The following is a 13,951-nucleotide window of genomic DNA, read 5'->3' as shown; positions in this document are numbered from 1 at the left end:
ACCAGAAATATCTTTGCGTTGTTTGCGTCCTTCGCGGACCCAAGCCTTCATTTTCATCCACAGAAGGGCTTTTGCCCGATCGCCGCAGCATGTGATCAGTCAAATCTTCGCGTCTTTTGCGTCTTTTGCGTCTTTCGCGGACCCAAGCCTTTGCTCTCATCACCACCCAGGAGTACGCCATGAACGCCGTCCCGCCCGTGATCGATCTGACCGGCATCAGCAAGCGTTTCAGCACCGAGGAGGTCGACACCTACGCGCTGCGCGGCGTGGACCTGCGCATCGACAAGGGCGAGTTCGTGGCGGTGTCGGGGCCATCGGGCTGCGGCAAGTCCACGCTGATGGCGGTGCTGGGGCTGCTGACCGGCTTCGAGCAGGGCAGCTATCGCCTCGCCGGGCGCGATGTCGGCACGCTCAGCGGCGATGCGCGCGCCACGGTGCGCAACCAGCACATCGGCTTCGTGTTCCAGAGCTTCAACCTGATCGGCGACCTGAGCGTGCTGGACAACGTTGGTCTGCCGCTGAAGTTTCGCGGCGGCGTCAGTCGCGCCGAGCGCGCGCGCCGCGCCGCGGAATCCTTGCAGCGCGTCGGTCTGGCGCAGCGCCTGAAGCACTTTCCGCACCAGCTTTCCGGCGGCCAGCAGCAGCGCGTGGCGATCGCGCGCGCACTGGTCGGGCAGCCCGATCTGATCCTGGCCGACGAGCCGACCGGCAATCTGGATTCGCAGAACGCGGAGACGGTGATGCAGCTGTTCGCCGAGCTGCACCAGGGCGGTGCCACGATCTGCATGGTCACCCACGATGCCGGGCTGGCCGCGCGCGCGCAGCGCATCGTGCACATGCTCGATGGCCGCGTGCAGGCGGCGGTGCAGCAGGCGGCGTGAGCGCCGCACGCGTCGCAGCGGCGGCGTTCAGCGCAGCGAAACCACGCGCACGACGGTTTCAAGGTGATCGCGAAAGCCCATGCGCTGGTACAGCGCGCGGGCATGGATATTCGCGCACATCACATGCAGGAAGGGCAACTCACCGCGCTGCATCTGTCGCCGTATCAGCTTGAGCATCAGCCTGCGCGCCAGGCCGCGTCCCTGGAAGTCGGGATGCGTGCATACGCCGCTGATCTCGCGCAGCGTCCCGGCCTGGAAACGCTCGCCGGCCATCGCGACCAGGCGCTCGGCCTCGAAGTAGCCGAAGTAGTCGCCAAGCTCCGGCGTGCGCGGGCCGAACGGTCCCGGTTGCGTCAGTTCGGCCAGGGCCAGGGCTTGTCCGGCATGCTCAGGGCGCAGGGATATGGCGTCGGCCGCAGCGTCTTGAGCGGGCACCGACGCATCCCAGACCATTTTGAACATGGTGGACTCGGCGTCGATCCGCCAGCCCGGCGGCGCCTTGCCTGACCAGCGATCGCAGTACAAGCGCTCGCCGGCTGCGCAAAACGGCGCCAGCGCGTCAAAGTCGGGGGACTCGGCCTCGGCGAAGCCGACGATGGGCGAGAAACCGCGCGCGTAGCGACGCGCCTGCGCCATGCCTGCGGCGAACCTGGCATGGGGGCCGGACAGCGTGTTCCAGATGATGTTGTCGAGCAGGTGCAGGTCGGACATGGGGATGAATTCGCGGGAAGAGGATGCAACCGGCGTGCGCGCAAGCCTCCTGCACGCTGCGCCGTGGCAGAGGTATATATCAGTGCAGGGCGAACGCCGCGTTGCCTTCGAGCGCGAGCAGCGTGCGTTTGACCTCGAGTCCGCCGCCGAAGCCGACCAGGCTGCCGTCGCGACCGATGACGCGGTGGCAGGGCACCACGATCGGCAGCGGATTGCGGCCATTGGCAGCGCCCACCGCGCGCCGCGCCGCCGTGTTGCCGATGCGCGCTGCCAGTTCCGCGTAGCTGATCGTCGCGCCATATGCGATGCCGCGCAGCGCCTGCCACACGCGCTGCTGAAACGGCGTGCCGAGCGGGTGCAGCGGCAGATCGAAATCACGCCGCGCGCCGTCGAAGTATTGCTGCAACTGCGTGCGCGCCGCTGCCAGCCGCGCGGCATCATGCCGGCCCGCGCCATCCTCCGCGCGCGGATGCCGATCGTGCTCGAAGCAGATGCGGCGCAGCCCGATGTCGTCGGCGATCAGGCGCAGTGGTCCGATCGGCGTTGGCATGATGTCGAAACATAGCGTGTCGAAGTTTGGCGTGGCGTGATTCATGTGGACCTCCCGGATAGTGCGGCGTTGCGCCAGAGATGCATGACCGCATAAGCGCGCCAGGGCCGCCAGGCTTCGGCGCGCGCGCCCATGGCTTTCGCGCTGAGCGCGCGCGCGTCTTCCGCGGCCGCGCGGCGCAAGACCAGATCATTGGCCGGAAACGCATCCGGATGCGACAGCGCGCGCAATGCGATGTAGTGCGCGGTCCACGCGCCGATGCCCGGCAGCGCGACCCAGCGGGTCTCCCATGCGTCGAGGGTGCGTGCCGGCTCGAAATCGACCATGCCGTCGCGTACCGCGCAAGCCAGCGCATGCAGCGTCGCGGCGCGCATGCGGCTCACGCCCAACGTGGCGGGATCGATGTCCGCCAAAGTCGCGGCACTCGGAAACAGGTGCTCGAGCGCGGCTGCGGCCGCGAGGGTGATGCGCGGCCCATGCGCGTGCAGCAAACGTTGCGCCAGCGTGCGCGCCGCAGCCACGCTGATTTGCTGTCCGAGCACCGCGCGCACCGCCAACTCGAAGCCATCCCATGCGCCCGGCAGGCGCAGGCCGGGATGGCGCCGCAGCAACGGGCGCAGCTGCGCATCCCGCGTCAGCACCGCGGCGATCGCATGCGGGTCCGCATCCAGATCGAACATGCGCCGCACGCGCGTGACCACGCCTTGCAGATCCGTCGGCGCAACGCCGTGCAGCGCCAGACGCAGTGCGTGCTCGCCTTGGCCCATGGCGCTCACGTGCAGCCAGGCCGGCCGTTCGGCGCTGCCGATCGCGCGCGCATAAGACACGTCATCGACCTGCTCCAGTCCGGGCAACGCGCGTGCGCGCAGGAAATCCAGCAGCGCCGCGAAGTCATACGGCGGGCGGTAGCCGAGCCGCAGCAGCAGCACCTCGTCCGCGCCCGCGCCAGGGCGCTTGCGCAGCGTGCGCGGCGCGAGCTGATAAGCCGACTGGAACGCGGCGTTGAACCGCCGCAAGCTGCGAAAGCCCGAGGCCAGCGCGATCTGCGTGATCGGCAGCGCGGTTTCGCTGAGCAGTTGCTTGGCGAACAGCAAACGCCGCGTGCTGTGCACCTGCATCGGTGTGGCGCCGAGGCGCGCGACGAACAGGCGCCGCAACTGGCGGTCGCTCAGCGCCAGATGTCGCGCCATGTCCGCCAGCGAGTGCTGCTCCAGCATGCCGGCATCGATCATGCGCAGCGCTTGCGCGACGCTGCTGTCGCCACGGCGCAGCACGTCATTGCGCGGCGCCAGTTCGGGTCGACAGCGCAGACAGGGGCGGAAGCCCGCCGCTTCGGCCGCCGCCGCATTCGCGTAGTAGGTGATGTTTTCGCGGCGCGGCGGCCGCGCGGGACACACCGGTCGGCAATAGATCCCGGTGCTGGTGACCGCGGTGAAGAACAACCCGTCGAAGCGCGCATCGCGGCTCAGTCGCGCCTGCTCGCAAGTCTGCAAGTCGGGTAGTTCGGTCGTGGTCGGATCGCGCATCATGCCGCGCACGCTAGCACTGGCGCTGGCATGCGACTCGCCATTTTCGGACGACAATGTTCAGGACGTTGCTGTCGCCGCCGATGCCGCTTCGCGCATTGAGGGATACGCGCCGACACGGCGCGGCAGAGCGAGCGCCACCAAGGTCCACAGGGTGCGCGTCTTGCGCAATGAGGGATGGGCCGGGCCGGGGTGACGCTCATACCAATGTGCATTCAACAAGATGAGGGTCTTCGAGCGAACAGCCAGGTCGTTTTGGCTCGTCATCCCCGCGAAAGAACGTCATCCCCGAGCGCGTGTGTCGGGGACGGGGATCCAGTGACTTCAAGAAGCGATGGATGACCAGCTTTGCTGTTAAAAAGCGCTTCCCGCGTTCGCGGGAATGACGACCTGATCATTCTCGATATTTGATCGCAATTTCGTATCAGGCTATCAGCGCGCGGCGTGTACTGGGGTTGACCCGCGTGCAGCGCGCACCGGGGATTCTGTGCCTGGTCGCGGCCGTGACTGGATGCTCGCCTGCGCGGGCATGACGCAGCTCAGAAACTTGGCGCCGAGATCGCTTTTTCGCACTTCCAACTTCCCACTGCTACGCCTGCGCCGCCGCGTGATAGCGCGTTACGCGCAGCGCCAGCGCGCGCGGCGGTTCGGCATGCACGCGCGCGCCCAGTGCATGGGCATCGTGCAGCAACGCCGCGCGGGCATGGCGCAGACGCTGCAACAAGCTGTCGCGGCTCAGGCGACCGAGGTGCTCGCTGCGCAAGCGGCGCACATGCATCCGCAGAATGCCGAGGTCGCGCCCGTGGCCGAGCATGCGCGCCAGACGCTTGCGTTCGGCCACCTCGCTGGCCAGTACCAGCGGCCACGCGCCGCTGAGCAACTCCAGTTGCAGCGCGTGATCGCGCATGCGCCGGCGCCAGCGGTGCAGGGCCGCTTCGTCGGCGTGCTCGTGGGCGCAATGGGCAGCACGCGCGGCGCGCAGGGCGCCGCGACGCAGGCCGCGCCAGAGCTGCGCATGGGTGACCTCGGGCCGCCACCCAGCCAGCGTTGTAGCCAGGGTCTGCAGGACAACGGTAGCGGCGAGCACGCCATCGACATGCTTGCGTTCGCCGGCGCGTACCTGGCGCGCCAGCCGCTGCAGCAGCGCGGGATGGGCGCTGCCCAGCAATGCGGGTTGCTGCTGCTGCAATTGCGCGAGGGTTTCCAGCAGCGCCTGCACATCGCGCAGCGGCGACAGTGCGCGTCCGGCGGCGCGCAACGGCTGCAGCAGCGTGTCGATGGCGACATCGGGTGGCAGCAGTCGCAGTGCCGCGCGGCAGCGGCGCAGGGCGCGGCGTGCGTCGTGGATGGCGGCGCGGAACGCGCTGGCATCGCGCGGCGTCACCGCGAGCAGGCGCAGCGCGCTGTTCACTTCGCCGCGCATGACGCGCGCCAGCTCGGCGCCGGGATCGTGGTCGAGTTTGAGCACAAAGGCCATGCGGTTTGCGGCTCCCGGCCAGGCAACCGTGCGAGCGTAGCGCAAGGCAGCGAGGCACCGCGACGGCGCATAATGTCGCGTCTTTTCATCAGCCGGAGCATGCGATGAGTACCTTCACGCGCCGCGATCCCAGCCGCCACATCCGCGCGCCGCGCGGGCCGGAGAAAACCTGCAAGAACTGGGTCATCGAGGCCGCCTACCGCATGATCCAGAACAACCTCGACGCCGAGGTCGCCGAGAACCCGGCCGAACTGGTGGTGTACGGCGGCATCGGTCGCGCCGCGCGCAACTGGGAGTGCTACGACGCCATCCTGCGCAGCCTGCGCGAGTTGAACGAGGACGAGACGCTGCTGATCCAGTCCGGCAAGCCGGTGGGTGTGTTCCGCACCCACACCGATGCGCCGCGCGTGCTGATCGCCAACTCGAATCTGGTGCCGCACTGGGCGACCTGGGAGCACTTCCACGAACTGGATCGCAAGGGCCTGATGATGTTCGGGCAGATGACCGCGGGCTCGTGGATCTACATCGCCTCGCAGGGCATCGTGCAGGGCACTTACGAAACCTTCGTCGAACTGGGCAACCAGCACTACGCCGGCAGCCTCAAGGGCAGGTGGATCCTCACCGCCGGCCTCGGCGGCATGGGCGCCGCGCAGCCGCTGGCGGCGAGCATGGCCGGCGCGTGCAGCCTCACCATCGAGTGCCAGCAGTCGCGCATCGATTTTCGTCTGCAGACGCGCTACGTCGACGAGCAGGCGCGCGATCTGGACGACGCGCTGGCGCGCATCGGGAAATACACGCAAGCCGGCGCGGCCAGGTCCATCGCGTTGCTGGGCAACGCCGCCGAGTTGCTGCCGGAGATGGTGCGCCGGGGCGTGACGCCCGATGCCGTCACTGATCAGACCAGCGCGCACGATCCGATCAACGGCTACCTGCCGATCGGCTGGACGCTGGAACAGTGGGCCGAACGTCGCGCGTCCAACCCCGAGGGCGTGCGCGACGCGGCCAGGAAATCCATGCGCGTGCACGTCGAGGCCATGCTCGCGTTCAAGGATCGCGGCGTGCCCACCTTTGACTACGGCAACAATATCCGCCAGATGGCGCTGGATGAAGGCTGCGCGCGCGCCTTCGATTTCCACGGCTTCGTGCCGGCGTACATGCGTCATCTGTTCTGTCGCGGCAAGGGACCGTTCCGCTGGGTGGCGTTGTCGGGCGATCCCGAGGACATCCTCAAGACCGACCGCAAGGTCATGGAATTGCTGCCCGACGATGCGCATCTGCACCACTGGCTGGACATGGCCGAGCAGCGCATCGCGTTCCAGGGCCTGCCGGCGCGCATCTGCTGGGTGGGCCTGGGCGATCGTCACCGCCTGGGCCTGGCGTTCAATGAAATGGTGCGCACGGGTGAATTGAAAGCACCGATCGTGATCGGCCGCGACCATCTGGATTCCGGCAGCGTCGCCAGCCCCAACCGCGAGACCGAAGCCATGCGCGACGGCAGCGATGCGGTGTCCGACTGGCCGATCCTCAATTGCCTGCTCAACGCCGTCAGCGGCGCGAGCTGGGTGAGCTTCCATCACGGCGGCGGCGTCGGCATGGGCTACGCCCAGCACGCCGGCGTGGTCATCGTGTGCGACGGCAGCGAGGCCGCCGATGCGCGCATCGCGCGCGTACTGTGGAACGACCCCGGCAGCGGCGTGATGCGCCACGCCGACGCCGGCTACCCCGACGCCATCGTCTGTGCCAGGGAACAGGGACTGAAGTTGCCGATGCTGTGATTTTCGAAGGAGCCTGCGTGGACGTATTTTTTACATTGCTTCTTGTCATTTGCACGGCATTTCTTGCGCTGTACACGAGGAAGTTGTGGAGTGCGACTACCAGCTTGGTGACGGGTGCGGCGGACACAGCGCAAAAGCAACTTCGTGCGTACGTTTGCGTTTCCTCAGCGAAGATAAGTTTTGAAATTGCAGAGGCTCCGGAAGTGCAGGTGGTGCTCAAGAACTGCGGACAGACACCTGCACACGATTTGCGATGCTGGATCCATATCTGGATTGAAAACTATCCGCTCAAAGTGGTGTTGCCCGTCCCTCCATCCGACTTTCCGATGGCCGTTTCAGTCTTGGAGCCGGGTGGACACTTGCTTTCGGCAATTAAGAAAGATCCGCCGGTACGTCCATGTGCACTGGCCCTACTTGGAACGCCTCAGGGGACCGTCTATGTTTACGGGCAAGTCACGTACAAGGATGTGTTCTCCGTTGAGAGAATCACGAGATATCGTCTGATCTATGGTGGGAATGAGCCGGCCCGACGCCAACATATGATGCCGGACATTGAAGGCAACGAAGCAACTTAGTTTGTAGCCTGGATGGAGGGCCGAAGATCCGGCATCCGGGGTGGATGCCTTGCGACAGGCCTGCCCCCGGATTCCGCTGCATCCGGGCTACGATGCTGTGAGCATAATCGCCAAGGTACGACCCTTCGATCCACCCACCGAGCCCGCGGCCCATGCCAGAAATCGTCTTCAAGGGAAAGGAATACGTCTACAACCACCACCTGACGGTGCCGTACCGGCCGCTGGTGGAGCACGCGGACAAGGGCATCGGGCCGGCGGATCTGGCCGGCAATCTGGTCATCCACGGCGACAACCTGCACGCGCTGAAAAGCCTGCTGCCGCGCTATGCGGGCAAGGTGGACATGATCTTCATCGACCCGCCGTACAACACCGGCAACGAGGGCTGGTGCTACAGCGACAGCGTCAACTCGCCGATCATGAAGGAGTGGTTGAGCAGCAATCCGGTGGATGCCGACGACATGCTGCGCCACGACAAGTGGCTGTGCATGATGTGGCCGCGGCTGGTGCTGCTGCGCGAGCTGCTCAGCGAGCGCGGCTCGATCTGGATCACGCTGGATGACAACGAGGTGCATCGGGCACGCATGGTGCTGGACGAGATTTTCGGCGAGGAGAATTTCGTCGCGACGTGTATCTGGCACAAGATGGACAGCCCGAAAAATACGGCTGAGTTCTTCAGCGAAGATCACGACTACCTGCTCGTTTATGCGAAGAAAAAAAGCGAGTGGGGACTCAATCTTCTACCGCGCTCTGAAGAAATGCTGGCACGCTACCGAAACCCTGATAACGATCCGCGTGGACCATGGCTTCTGAGCGACCTCGCAGCGAGAAATGAGTACTCGCAAGGCATTTATCCAATTACCACGGCAAGTGGAAGGGTGATTGCAGGTCCTCCGGCCGGAAGCTACTGGCGTGTTAGCAGAGAAAAATTCGATCAGCTCGACAGAGATGGGCGGATTTGGTGGGGCGAAAATGGGGATAACAGACCAGGCATAAAGCGTTTCCTCTCTGAAGTGAAGGAAGGTGTCGTACCGCAAACCTTGTGGTCGTGGCATGACGTGGGAAGCACGCGTAACGCCAAGCAATCATTGTCCCAAGTCATGGCTGGTGCCGAGGGCGATCTGTTCATCACCCCGAAGCCATCTGAGCTGATTGAGCGAATTCTTGAGATTGGCGCAGCTTCAGATGCCCTCATCCTCGACAGCTTCGCCGGCTCCGGCACCACCGCCCATGCCGTACTCAAGGCGAACGCCAAGGACAACGGCTCGCGCAAGTTCATCCTCGTCGAAGGCGAGGACTACGCCGACCGCCTGACCGCCGAGCGCGTGCGCCGCGCGATCCGCGGCTATGCCTGGGTCGGCACGCAGCGCGAAACCTTGCTCGAAGAAAAGCTCACCTTCACGCAGTTCAAGAAAGCCGATACCTGGCTGCAGAAGATCGAGGCGATCAAGGTGCGCGAGGGTTTCGGCGCGGACGTGCCCGCGCAGATGGCGCTCGGTGCGCCCGAACCCTCACCCCCGACCCCTCCCTTGGGGACTTCCGTTGGTCGTCTCCCGGGGAGCGAGGGGAGAAAGAAACGCTTCGACAAGATCACGGTGAAGATCGACGATGGCGTGCTGCGCGTGGAAGGCGAGAAGCGCATCTCCGAGCGCGTCGAAGGTCTCGGCGGCGAGTTCACCTACTGCACGTTGGGCGAGCCGATCGAGCTGGAAAAACTGCTGTCGGGCGAACATCTGCCCGCGTTCGATGCGCTGGGTGCATGGCTGTTTCACACCGCCACCGGCGGCACCCTGCCGGTACCGCCCAAGGATGCGCCCGCGTGGTATCTGGGCGAGGCGAAGGACCGGCACGTGTGGCTGATCTATCGCCCCGACTTGGCGTTTCTGAAAAGCCCGGAAGCCGCGCTGACGTTGAGCCGCGCACGCGAGTTCGCGCAGTGGTCCGCGGCGCGCGCCGCCGCGGGCTTCGACGCCAAGGGCCATCTGGTGTTCGCCCCGGCCAAGTACCTCAGCAACCGCCAGTTGCTCGAACACGGCGTCGATTACGCGCCGCTGCCGTTTGCACTGTATCGGGAGGGGTAAGGCCATGGGCAGGCATCGCGAGCGCTTCGAACTGGCGCGGCAGCAATATGGCCGCGCGTTGGCACGCATGCACGAGGTACTCGCGGTCGATGAAAGCGAGATCGTGCGCGATGCGTTGATCCAGCGTTTCGAGTTCACGTATGAACTGGCCTGGAAGGCGATGTTCTACTGGTTGCGCGATGCTGGCGAGAAGGTGCCCGAGATCGTGCGCGCGGTGTTGCAGGCGGGCTTCAAGGCGGAACTCATCAGCGACGCGCAAGCATGGGAGCGGATCAAGGAGTTCCGCGACGAGACCAGTCACACCTACGATCAGAACAAGGCGATCGAGGTCGCGGCGTTCGTGCGCGCGGAAGCCATCGTTGCCTTCGACGCATTGCAGACGCGGTTGGCGTTGCCGTGAACGCAGCCGCAGCGGAGGAGCGAGAACAGGATCCGGTGTACGGCATTGCGCCGGCCAGTGCGGGCAAGCTGCGCGAGCTGTTCACGAAAACCCCAGACCTGCTGCGTGTGTGGATTTACGGATCGCGCGCGCGCGGCGACCATCGGCATGAGTCGGACATTGATCTCGTCGTGGACATGCCGCGAGCGACACCGTCGCAGTATGCGCAGCTCGCCAACGCGATCGGCGATCTGCAACTGATCTATCGCGTCGATGTCGTGCGTTGGCAGGATCCGCTCGACCCGGATTTTCGCGCCCGCATCGAACGCGATCGCAAGCTGTTCTGGGAGCCGCGTCGGCCCGCGGCCGAGGTCGAGGGGCTGGGCAGCGTCCAGCTCAAGGCCTTTCAGGCGGACGTGCTGGCCCAGCTCGGGCGCTACATCGACGAGCTGAAAAAGCAGCAGGCGATTTCGCGCAAGAACGTCGCGCAACTGCGCGTGATGGAGGAAATGGAGGAGGTCGCGCGACAGGTCGCGGACTTTCCGCGCAAGGCCTGGGAGTCGATGCGCACGCAAGGCGCGTTGCCGCCGGCGTTCGCCGACCGGCCTTATTCGGGCCGTTTCGATGGCGCGGGCGATGCGGTGCCGAACGTGTGCCTGAAAGTGCCGACCGGCGGCGGCAAGACCCTGCTGGCCGCGGCCAGCGTGGCGCGCGTGTTCTCCGGCTATCTCGGCAGGCACACCGGTCTGGTGTTGTGGGTGGTGCCGAACGAGGCGATCTACCGGCAGACGCTGAAGGCACTGGCCGATCGCGATCACCCGTATCGGCAGATACTCAACGTGGCCGCTGCCGGCCGCGTGAAGATTCTGGAGAAGGCCTCGCCATTGTCGCGGCTGGATACCGAGTCGAACCTGTGCGTGATGCTGCTGATGCTGCAGTCGGCGGCGCGACAAAGCAAGGAAACGCTGCGCTTTTTCCGCGACCGCGGCAACGTGCTGGGGTTCCTGCCGCGCGAGGACGATATCGAGGCGCATTGGAAGCTGCTGGAGCAGGTGCCCAACCTCGACGTCTATGCGCCGTGGGGATCACATTCGGATGCCGCGCAGGAGCTGGCGCGACGGCAGAAAGGTTCGATCGTCAAGAGTTCGCTGGGCAACGTGATGCGCCTGCTGCGGCCGATGGTGGTGATCGACGAGGGCCACCACGCCTACACGGAAAACGCGCTGCGCACGCTGGACGGATTCAACCCGAGCTTCCTGCTCGAACTTTCGGCGACGCCGCGCGTGGTGTCGGAGAGGGCAGGCGGTTCCAACATCCTGGCCGACGTGCGCGGCACCGACTTGGATGCGGCCGAGATGATCAAGCTGCCGATCCATGTCGAGGTGCGCCGCTGGGCCGACTGGCAGAGCTGTCTTGCCGCGTCGGTGGCGCAACTGGATGCGTTGCAGCGCGAGGCGGAGGCGCTGCGCGGCGACACGCAGCGCTATATCCGGCCGATCCTGCTGGTGCAGGTGGAGCGTACCGGTGCGGACCTGCGCGATGCCGGCTTCATCCACGCCGAGGACGCCAAGGCCCATCTGCTGCAGCTCGGATTCAACGAGAGCCAGATCGCGATCAAGACCTCAGAGAAGAACGATCTCAAGTCGCCGGAGAACATCGACCTGCTTTCGCCGATGTGCGCGGTGCGCGCGATCATCACCAAGCAGGCCTTGCAGGAAGGCTGGGATTGCCCGTTTGCCTATGTGCTGTGCGCGCTTGCGGCCGGCCGCAACCAGAACGCGATGACGCAGTTGGTCGGCCGCATCCTGCGTCAGCCGCAGGTGGCCAAGACCGGGCGCGCCGAACTCGACGCCTGCTATGTGTTCTGCCACGAGGCGCGCACGGCCGATGTGGTCAAGAGCATCAAGAAGTCGCTCGAAACCGAGGGCATGGGCGATCTCTCGATCAGCGTGCGCAGCGATGCGGACGATGCCGAAGCACCGAAGCCGATCCGGCTCAAACGGCGCCCCGAGTTTGCCTCGCTGAGGATTTTCGTGCCGCGGGTGACCTGGAGCGAATCGGGGCACGAACGCCGCGAGTTGATCTACGAGAGCGATGTGCTGCAGCGGCTGCCGTGGGATCGATTCGACCCGTCGCGCCTGGTGGGCGATTGGGCTCCGGAAAGTGCGGGCGACGGCAGCGGCCGGTTGCTCTATGACCTTTCCGGTTCGCATCCGCTCGCCGATCCGTCCGCCGGCGCCGCCGCATTGGACCGCGTGCGCCTGGTGCGTTCGCTGCTCGATCTGGCGCCCAACGCCTGGCAGGTCTGGCAGTGGCTCGATGCCGTGCTGGCGCGATTGCTGGGCGCGGGGCATAGCGAGCAGGTGCTGGCGCGGTCGAGCGATTCGCTGGCCGAGCGCCTGCGCATCGACATCGAGGCGGAGCGCGATCGTCTGGCGCAATCGGTTTTCGATGAGCTGGTGGCCGCTGCGCGCATCCAGTTCCGTCTGCGCGCGGATGCGACTGACTATGAGTTGCCGCAGGACATCACACTTGCGCTGGCGGGGAAAGCGCATCCTGTGTTTCGCGAAGACGGGATCCACCCGGTTGAAAAGAGCCTGCTCGAGCCGGCCTTGCGCACGCCGGACATGAACGACTTCGAAGCACAGTTTGCCGGTTATCTCGACGAGCGCGCAGCCTTGCGCTGGTGGCACCGCAACGTCGCCAAGACCCAGTACGGCCTGCAAGGATGGAAGCGGCATCGTGTCTATCCCGATTTCGTCTTTGGCGTGCTGACCTCCGACGGTGCGACGCGAACGGTGGTGATGGAAACCAAAGGCATGCATCTGGCGGGCTCCACGGACACGACGTACAAGCAGGCGCTGCTGCACAAGCTCACGGCCGCGTTTGCCGATGAGCGCGGCCGCGCGGCGGGGCAGTTGGTGCTTGCCGGTGCGGAAGCACAAGTGGTCTGCGATCTGGTGTTTGACGAGGCATGGCGCGGTAGCCTTGAACATCGCTATTTCTCCACGAATGAGTGACATCGAACGGCATTGGGTGCCATGGCCGCGCGATTGATCAGACCAGAGCATTCATCCGGCGAGTTTCTCAGCGACGCCCAACTCCTCGAACTGGCCGGCGCGGGCGCCTTTGAGCGTGGCCACGAATACTGGCGCGCAGCGAATTGCCCCGAGCAAGCACAGCGCCGCTGCGCTGGCGGGCGAGGCCCCGGGTAGCGCCCCAAGCTGATGCAACTGCTGGGCGTGGCGGGTCTGTAGGCACATCGACGCGCGATTCTGCGCCGCGCCGTCGCTGTATCGGCCGCGCAACACCAGCCTGCGCGAGCGTGCGTGGCATTGCGCGATGTCCTAGTTTTGTGTTCGCGCCGCGCTTCGGCGGCGGGAGTACGCACCATGCGCAAACTCACCGTGTCTCGATCATTGACCGCCGCGCTTGCCGCGCTCGTCGCGTTGACTGTTGCATCGTTCGGCACGGCGGCCGACACCCCGCCCGCAGCCAGCGCCGCGCAGCAGGCCGCGATGCGGGCGGGGGAGCGCGCGGCGGCCGTCGGGCCGCAACACCAGCGACTCGAATGGTTCAAGGGCCGCTGGAAGGAACGTGTGCAGATGTGGATGGAACCCGGCCAGCCGCCACGGATCGAGCAGGGCGTGGCCGAGGTGCGGCCGGTGCTGGGCGGGCGCTTCATGGAAATGCGCCACAGTGGTCACTACATGGGCAAGCCGATGCAGGGTCTGGGCTACAGCGGCTATGACAACGTCAGCGGCCGCTATACCAGCATCTGGATGGACGACGGCTCAACCGCGATTTTCATCAGCCATGGCGACTACGACGCGGCCAGCAAGACCTACACCTACAGCGGGCAGATGCAGGATCCGGCGCGGCCCGGCACGCTGATTCCGGTGCGCGAGGTGGTGCGCATCACCGGTCCGCGCAGTTACGTGTTCGAGTGGCACGAGACGCGCGACGGGCGCGAGCGCAAGGCCATGCAGATCGACTACA

At 65.7% G+C, this 13,951-nt stretch carries 11 protein-coding genes; 7 read left to right on the top strand and 4 right to left on the bottom strand.

Features of this window, described 5'->3' with window-relative positions; translation table 11 throughout:
- Window positions 1–179: 179 nt before the first annotated feature.
- Window positions 180–881 carry an ABC transporter ATP-binding protein gene (locus tag ACYDAT_RS14155; protein WP_461441170.1) on the top strand — a complete coding sequence of 234 codons (702 nt, stop codon included), beginning with the start codon at window positions 180–182 and terminating at the stop codon, window positions 879–881.
- Window positions 882–908: 27 nt separating this feature from the next.
- Here the strand turns inward: ACYDAT_RS14155 and ACYDAT_RS14150 are convergent, their stop codons facing one another.
- From ACYDAT_RS14150 to ACYDAT_RS14135, 4 genes are all read right to left on the bottom strand, one after another.
- Window positions 909–1,592, bottom strand: a complete 684-nt coding sequence (locus ACYDAT_RS14150; RefSeq protein ID WP_461441169.1) for a GNAT family N-acetyltransferase — start codon at window positions 1,590–1,592, stop codon at window positions 909–911.
- 79 nt (window positions 1,593–1,671) lie between these two features.
- On the bottom strand, window positions 1,672–2,187 hold the full coding sequence (locus ACYDAT_RS14145; protein WP_461441168.1) for a methylated-DNA--[protein]-cysteine S-methyltransferase: 516 nt from the start codon (window positions 2,185–2,187) through the stop codon (window positions 1,672–1,674).
- Window positions 2,184–3,668: an AlkA N-terminal domain-containing protein gene (locus ACYDAT_RS14140; protein WP_461450893.1), complete on the bottom strand. Its 1,485-nt coding sequence runs from the start codon at window positions 3,666–3,668 to the stop codon at window positions 2,184–2,186. The genes ACYDAT_RS14145 and ACYDAT_RS14140 overlap by 4 nt, the downstream gene beginning before the upstream one ends.
- Window positions 3,669–4,257: 589 nt before the next feature.
- Window positions 4,258–5,145, bottom strand: a complete 888-nt coding sequence (locus ACYDAT_RS14135; RefSeq protein ID WP_461450891.1) for a CHAD domain-containing protein — start codon at window positions 5,143–5,145, stop codon at window positions 4,258–4,260.
- Between the two features lie 104 nt (window positions 5,146–5,249).
- On the opposite strand from ACYDAT_RS14135, the gene hutU reads away from it, so the two are divergent.
- From hutU to ACYDAT_RS14105, 6 genes are all read left to right on the top strand, one after another.
- Window positions 5,250–6,920, top strand: a complete 1,671-nt coding sequence (hutU, locus tag ACYDAT_RS14130) for a urocanate hydratase (RefSeq protein WP_461450889.1) — start codon at window positions 5,250–5,252, stop codon at window positions 6,918–6,920.
- 17 nt (window positions 6,921–6,937) lie between these two features.
- On the top strand, window positions 6,938–7,495 hold the full coding sequence (locus tag ACYDAT_RS14125) for a hypothetical protein (protein ID WP_461450887.1): 558 nt from the start codon (window positions 6,938–6,940) through the stop codon (window positions 7,493–7,495).
- Window positions 7,496–7,647: 152 nt separating this feature from the next.
- Window positions 7,648–9,573 (top strand): DNA methyltransferase, encoded by a 1,926-nt coding sequence (locus ACYDAT_RS14120; protein WP_461450885.1) that lies wholly within the window; start codon window positions 7,648–7,650, stop codon window positions 9,571–9,573.
- A 4-nt stretch (window positions 9,574–9,577) separates the two neighbouring features.
- The gene (locus ACYDAT_RS14115; protein ID WP_461450883.1) at window positions 9,578–9,973 is read left to right on the top strand and encodes an HI0074 family nucleotidyltransferase substrate-binding subunit; all 396 of its coding nucleotides are present in this window, start codon (window positions 9,578–9,580) and stop codon (window positions 9,971–9,973) included.
- Window positions 9,970–12,972, top strand: coding sequence for a DEAD/DEAH box helicase family protein (locus ACYDAT_RS14110; RefSeq protein ID WP_461450881.1), 3,003 nt, complete (start codon window positions 9,970–9,972; stop codon window positions 12,970–12,972). The genes ACYDAT_RS14115 and ACYDAT_RS14110 overlap by 4 nt, the downstream gene beginning before the upstream one ends.
- Before the next feature lie 372 nt (window positions 12,973–13,344).
- The coding region (locus ACYDAT_RS14105; RefSeq protein ID WP_461450879.1) for a DUF1579 domain-containing protein at window positions 13,345–13,951 on the top strand (607 nt) is incomplete at its 3' end.

The sequence above is a fragment of the Metallibacterium sp. genome, from assembly GCF_054637675.1.
Note: the sequence above shows the minus strand (reverse complement) of the source record. Positions and strands in the feature narration are given on the sequence as shown.

Coding starts and splice junctions, on each gene's coding strand:
- ACYDAT_RS14140 (WP_461450893.1), bottom strand. CDS start 3,668: ATGCGCGATCCGACCACGACCGAACTACCCGACTTGCAGACTTGCGAG.
- ACYDAT_RS14145 (WP_461441168.1), bottom strand. CDS start 2,187: ATGAATCACGCCACGCCAAACTTCGACACGCTATGTTTCGACATCATG.
- ACYDAT_RS14150 (WP_461441169.1), bottom strand. CDS start 1,592: ATGTCCGACCTGCACCTGCTCGACAACATCATCTGGAACACGCTGTCC.
- ACYDAT_RS14120 (WP_461450885.1), top strand. CDS start 7,648: ATGCCAGAAATCGTCTTCAAGGGAAAGGAATACGTCTACAACCACCAC.
- hutU (WP_461450889.1), top strand. CDS start 5,250: ATGAGTACCTTCACGCGCCGCGATCCCAGCCGCCACATCCGCGCGCCG.
- ACYDAT_RS14135 (WP_461450891.1), bottom strand. CDS start 5,145: ATGGCCTTTGTGCTCAAACTCGACCACGATCCCGGCGCCGAGCTGGCG.
- ACYDAT_RS14155 (WP_461441170.1), top strand. CDS start 180: ATGAACGCCGTCCCGCCCGTGATCGATCTGACCGGCATCAGCAAGCGT.
- ACYDAT_RS14115 (WP_461450883.1), top strand. CDS start 9,578: ATGGGCAGGCATCGCGAGCGCTTCGAACTGGCGCGGCAGCAATATGGC.